The sequence below is a fragment of the Streptomyces sp. CO7 genome (assembly GCF_053474865.1).
Genome location: NZ_JBRIOU010000001.1, coordinates 293862 through 297194 on the forward strand (window position 1 = coordinate 293862; position 3333 = coordinate 297194).

Here is a 3333-nt window from a genome sequence, read left to right on the forward strand (position 1 = left end):
GGTCAGGAGTGGCCCAGGTCCTCCGTGGAGGAGTCGGCCGTGGCGGGGACGGAGCCCTCGTCGGGGACCGCGACGGGGTGCAGCACCATCGACTCGACCCGGGTCTCGTCGAGGACCGGCGGCGCGGGCCGCGGCGGCTTCGGCATCACGGCGGCCTCCGAGTGGGCGCCGCAGCCGTATCCGAGCGAGACCACGCGCCCGTCCGCGGGCGAGAACTCGTTGGCGCACACGCCGAACGCCTGGCCCAGCGAGCCGCCCACGCGGGCGAGGAATCCGCAGCTCACGCAGGTGGCAGGCGCCGCCTGCGCCATCGGGGTCTTCGGGCCGAAGGAGTCCTCCCACCGGTCGGCCGCGGTGTGCAGTCCGTAGCGGGAGAGCACCCGGGCCCGGCGCAGGCCCAGCTCCTCGGCGACGGCCGCGATCGTGCCGCGGGCCGGGGTGACCGGCAGCTCCGCCGGCCCGGCGCCCTCGACCTCGGCGTCCTCCGCCTCGGCCAGCGCGGCCATCTCGTCGGAGACCGCGGAGTTCGGCGCGGGCTCGTCCTCACCGCTCCAGCCCGGCTCCAGGCGCAGGTCGTCGGCGCCTGTCGGCAGCAGGTCGCCGGGGCCGAGGTCGCCCGGCCGCAGCCGCTCGCTCCACGGCACCCATTCGGGGGCGAGCAGCGAGTCCGGGCCGGGCAGCAGCACCGTCTCGTCCAGGGTGACGATCTTGGCGCGGGAGGCCCGGGCCACCGTCACGGCCCAGCGCCAGCCGCGGTAGCCGAGGTCCTGGCACTCGAAGAAGTGGGTGACGACGCGGTCCCCCTCGGAGACCATGCCGACGTGTTCGCCGACGACTCCCGGCGCGGCGGCCTCCTCGGCTGCGGCGCGGGCGAGGTCGACGGCCTCGGCGCACAGGCGGTCGGGGGTGCGGCTTCGCGTTGTCGCTGCGCTCACAGGTATCGCTTCTCTCCTACGCCGTCTCACGGGTGCACGCGTACGGCGGCGGGGCGGACGGAGCGGACCGAAGGGCCGCGTCGACGTCCGCGCCCGATCGCGCTCGGGCGCACCTGTGTCATCCATTCTGCGGGATGAGGTTCAGGCGCGCAGCCGAGTACAACCACCACGGCGCGCAACCGAACGCTACCTTCTCCGTGGCCGTCGGCCCACACCGGCGGGCGGTTCCGGCGATCCCGATCGGCGCGCGAGGGTCTCGCGGGACGTGCGGGCTCTTCCTCCGACAATCCGAACCGCCCGGACGGAACAGCGCATAACCGCCGCGGGCGGGGCACTATGACGGGGTGGCAGCCGTACGGACGTCCCGGGGAACCGGGGGGCGAACCATCGGCGGAGCGGACCGTGACGACGGACCGTTCCGTGCCGTGGGGCGTGCCCTGAAGTCCCCGTTCGGCGCCCTGGGCCGGCTGATCCGCCGGGTCACCCACGCGCACGGCGCGGGCGAGTCGGGTCTGGGCAAGCTCATCGAGCTGCACGCGGTGAACGGGGCCGGCGACGTCCTGATCACCGTGGCGCTGGCCTCCACCGTGTTCTTCTCGGTCCCCACCGACGAGGCGCGCGGGCGGGTCGCGCTGTACCTGGCGATCACCATGGCGCCGTTCGCGCTGCTCGCCCCGGTGATCGGGCCGCTGATCGACCGCATCCCGTACGGCCGCCGGGCCGCCATGGCGACCGCGATGGGCGCGCGGGCGGTGCTGGCGCTCGTGCTCACCGGGGCGGTGGTCGGCGGCGGCATCCAGCTGTACCCGGCGGCGCTGGCCGTGCTGGTGTGCTCCCGGACGTACGGGGTGGTGCGCAGCGCGGTGGTGCCGCGTCTGCTGCCGCGCAAGTTCTCGCTGGTCAAGGCGAACTCCCGGGTCACTCTCGGCGGGCTGATCGCCACCGGCGTCGCCGCGCCGGTCGGGGCCGGCCTGCATCAGCTCGGGCCGCGGTGGCCGCTGTACGCGGCGTGCGCGGTGTTCGTCGCGGGAACGCTGCTGTCCTTCTCGCTGCCGAAGAAGGTCGACTCCGCGAAGGGGGAGGAGCCGGCGCTGCTGGCGGCCGACCCCGAGCACCTGCACGGCCCGCACCGGCGCAGCCCTGGCGACCGGCCCCGGCTGGCGCTGCGGGCGGTCGGCACGAGCGTGACGCACGGGCTGGCGGTCAACGCCTCGCAGCGGGTGCTCTCCGGTTTCCTGCTCTTCTTCCTGGCCTTCCTGCTGCGGGAGCACCCGATGAGCGGGCAGAGCGTGGCCGTCTCGATGGGCATCGTCGGCGTCTCGGCGGGCACCGGCAACGCGCTGGGCACGGCGGTCGGCGCGTGGGTGCGGGCCCGGGCGCCGGAGCGGATCATCGTGTCGGTGGTCGCGCTGGTGGTGTTCGCAGGGGCGCTGGCGGCGGCGTTCTTCGGGGCGGCGATGGTGGCGGTCCTCGCGGGCGTCGCGGGGTTCGCCCAGGCGCTGTCCAAGCTCTCGCTCGACGCGATGATCCAGCGGGACGTCCCCGAACAGGTGCGGACCTCCGCCTTCGCCCGCTCCGAGACCACGCTGCAGCTCGCCTGGGTGGTCGGCGGCGCGATCGGCATCTCCCTCCCCCTGGTGGGCCCCCTCGGCATGGCCGTCGCCGCGGCCATCGTCGGCGTCGGCTGGGCCACCACCGTCCGCGGCCTCCTCCACAGCGCCACGGCGACGGGCCGCCGCACCCTGGCCTGACGACACGGTCCGGGGGCGGCTCGGACACACCTCCCTGCGGGCGGCTGAGCTGCCGTGCCCGCCCCCGTACGCGCGGCGGGGCCGTGCCCTGCCCCCCTGCGGGCCGCTGGACTGCCCACCTCACCCCTGCGGGCGGCTGGGCATGCGGGCGGAGTCGTGCCTTCCCTCCCCCTGCGGGGTGACCGAGAGCTTGGGGGTGGGGGTCCCCCCGGACGAAGTCTGGGGGAGGCGGGCGCAGGCCCGAGCCTCCGCGGCAAGCAGCTCCCACCACCGCAAGCCGGCGGCACCGTACGCACGGGACCCTTGCCGCCGCACAGGGCCGAGCCTCGGTGGGGGGACTCTCCGGTCCCCCGACCCGCCCCCTTCCTGGAAGGGCTTACGTTGCGTGGAGCAAGCCGTCACCTGAGGACGTGGGCCCCTGCGCCCACCCGTGCCGCCCCAGCGGCACGATTGCCCGCAGGGGGGCAGGGCGGGGCGCCTGGACGTGGCGCGGCATGCGCACGGTCACCGCGGCCCGAGGCAGCGGGCGAGTCACCTCGGGCGCTGGGGGCGGGGCGCCGGGCCCCGTGGCGGCGGGAGTCCGACGGGCGGTCACGCCCCGTTGCGGCGGGAGTCCGACGGGCGGTCACGCCCGGTGGCGGCGGGTG

At 75.9% G+C, this 3333-nt stretch carries 2 protein-coding genes; one reads left to right on the forward strand and one right to left on the reverse strand.

Annotated features, from left to right (window positions below):
• Positions 1–2: 2 nt before the first annotated feature.
• A complete protein-coding gene (locus ACOV8S_RS01360; protein WP_448315481.1) occupies positions 3–935 on the reverse strand; it encodes a DUF3027 domain-containing protein in 933 nt (310 codons plus the stop codon).
• A gap of 344 nt (positions 936–1279) precedes the next feature.
• Between ACOV8S_RS01360 and ACOV8S_RS01365 the strand changes: the two genes are divergently transcribed.
• Positions 1280–2686, forward strand: coding sequence for an MFS transporter (locus ACOV8S_RS01365; protein ID WP_448315482.1), 1407 nt, complete (start codon positions 1280–1282; stop codon positions 2684–2686).
• The last annotated feature ends 647 nt before the right edge of the window (positions 2687–3333 follow it).